Origin of the sequence: Terriglobus sp. YAF25 (assembly GCF_052113305.1) — a bacterium.
Classification (GTDB): domain Bacteria; phylum Acidobacteriota; class Terriglobia; order Terriglobales; family Acidobacteriaceae; genus Terriglobus.
Window position 1 is genome coordinate 1 of sequence record NZ_JBFRCY010000996.1, and the last position, 2,240, is coordinate 2,240.

2 protein-coding genes are annotated in these 2,240 nt (G+C 57.7%); one reads left to right on the top strand and one right to left on the bottom strand.

All coding sequences use genetic code 11. The features are described 5' to 3' along the window. The coding region (locus AB4043_RS25960) for an IPT/TIG domain-containing protein (RefSeq protein ID WP_442308581.1) at window positions 1-918 on the top strand (918 nt) is incomplete at its 5' end. 165 nt (window positions 919-1,083) lie between these two features. Here AB4043_RS25960 and AB4043_RS25965 read toward each other — a convergent pair. Further along, window positions 1,084-2,240, bottom strand: a 1,157-nt coding sequence (locus AB4043_RS25965; protein ID WP_442308582.1) for an SGNH/GDSL hydrolase family protein, incomplete at its 5' end; no start/stop codon positions are given.

Below are 2,240 nucleotides of genomic sequence, written 5' to 3' on the forward strand. Positions count from 1 at the left end.
CTCGATATCGCATCGTTTACTGGAAATGCAATTTATGACTTTGATCCAGTGCACAAGACGGCGGCGATTCGTGGCCAGGCCTCCGGACCATATAGCGGATCTTGCCTCTCGTTCCTGGACGCAGCGAATATGTTGGCGTTCGATACGGACACTAGCGGCTTTTCTCTCGATCACTACACGGTTACCTCAAGCGGCTTCGTCTATTACAACTATTCGCAATATAGCGAATCGACGCTCAATCACTTCGGATGCTTCAAGCTGAGTGGCGGGCTTGCGTTTGCCAACGGTGGTGGCATCGCAGATCCGTCAACCAAGCCGGCAACCCAGATCGCCACTCTGGCTGGGGTGAGCGGAGGCGGCTTCTCCAATTCACAGGCGTTGGAACCGGACGCGCCACTGCATCGTGCTTTCTATCCAGCAACAAGCTCTTCGAACTCGAGCACAGTGACCGGCATCGCGGTGTTCGATCTGAATACCTATCAGTCCGTCGCTACGTTGCCACTCAATATGGCGACTATCGAAGGCTCCACTAGTTACTCACCAGTCGATATCATTCGCTGGGGGCAGGATGGCATTGCTGTTCTGACCTCCACCGGTCATATCTACCTGCTACGAGGTGCTGCGATCGTTCCCGGGCTCATGACTTCGGGAGCGGCTGCTGCATCGCTGGCGTCTGCCTCGTCAACAACACTCACAAAGGGGTCAGGAAATGTATTGCTGACCCTGACCGGGGCGAACTTCGCGCCGGGTGTAGCGGTGAGCTGGAACGGTGCATACCGCACGACCAAGATTGTCGATTCCACGCACGTCACTGTCGCCATTCCGGCAAGCGATCTAGCGGCAACCGGCTCGGGATCGCTGATAGCGACCAACCCTGGGGCGGCAGCCTCGAATAGCTTGAGCGTCACCGTGCAGTAGCAAGTGACAGCAGAGAGCAGCAAAAGGCGCGGATCTGATCCGCGCCTTTTGTCGTGCCGGGTCATAGCACAGAGCTTGGTTCGGGCTTCGCTCGAATTTCACATCCATCCCTGTTGGGATGGATGTGGCCCCATACTTATGGCATTTCCGCATTTTCGACATGCCCTATCTGAGCGGTAAGTGTGTTGCGGGGACGGCCAACAGAGCGTAGCCGGTGTTGGAAGGGTGGATACCGTCCAGGCCGAAGAGGCCGCCGAGAAATGTCGTGGTTGCGGTTTTGCCATTGACCGTGACGCCCGCCTGCATGGAAGCGAAGTAGGCATGCATGTCGACGACGGTTGCTCCCACGGCTTGTGCCTGCTGCTGGATCACCTGGTTGTAGCTGTTGACCGTGGCTTGCACGGCCGCTACCTCGGATGCGGTAAGGACGTAGTTATCGGCCAGCTTTGTCAGCTTTCCACCGGCGGCAGATGCCTGCAGCGCCTGCACTCCGTCGAGATTCACCAGGTCTCCGTTTTGAATACCGAGGATCGCAGCCACAGTGGAGGCAGGAATACTGGTAAGCGCAGAGACCTGCGCGATGACAGTATTGGCCGGCACCATGTAAGGAACGGCGGTGACGTCTGGAATGTTGGCGACGACCAGGTTGGCCGATGTCTTCGACTTCAGCGTGGTCATCAACTGGATGAAGTCGGTGGTGAAGCTCGATAGCGATGTCATGACGGAGGGTGTGCCCTCTTCATCGGCGATGAGAGCGTCGTTGTTGCCCGCCCATACAATCACGGTGCTTGGCTTGAGCGTGATAGCTTCATCGATCTGCGACTTCGTGTTGCCCGCGGGGAAGGCGAGAACGAGATTGGTCATCAACTGCTGGCCTGTCGCGGCTATGGCCGATGGTGTGGTGTTGAGGATGTCATGGAGCAGATGGCCGGGAACGGCGAGATCGTTTGGCTGCTCGGTGGGATTATCTCGCCCGGTGGTAGTTCCGGACGCGGTGACGATGACCGGTGGCGGACCTGTCTTGACGAGCTGCAGCACGGCAGGCGCTCCGGGAGGTGTGATCAGCGGAAGCGTGAGGGAGAAGTTTGCCTGCGTGGCGATAAGTGCGGCGTAACCATTCTTCTGCTGGCTATCGAGGAGTGAGCCGTTTTGATAGCCGGCAGTGAGGGAGTCACCAAGGAAGACGACATTTGCAAAAGGCTTGCCGATGGAAGAATCGCTTCCATCCGAACCGCAACCATTGACTAGAACTGTCGACAGAAAAAGCAGCGAGGCAGAGATGCCGCGCCAAGAGGTCCTGAGCGGGGACACAGGCGTTCTCC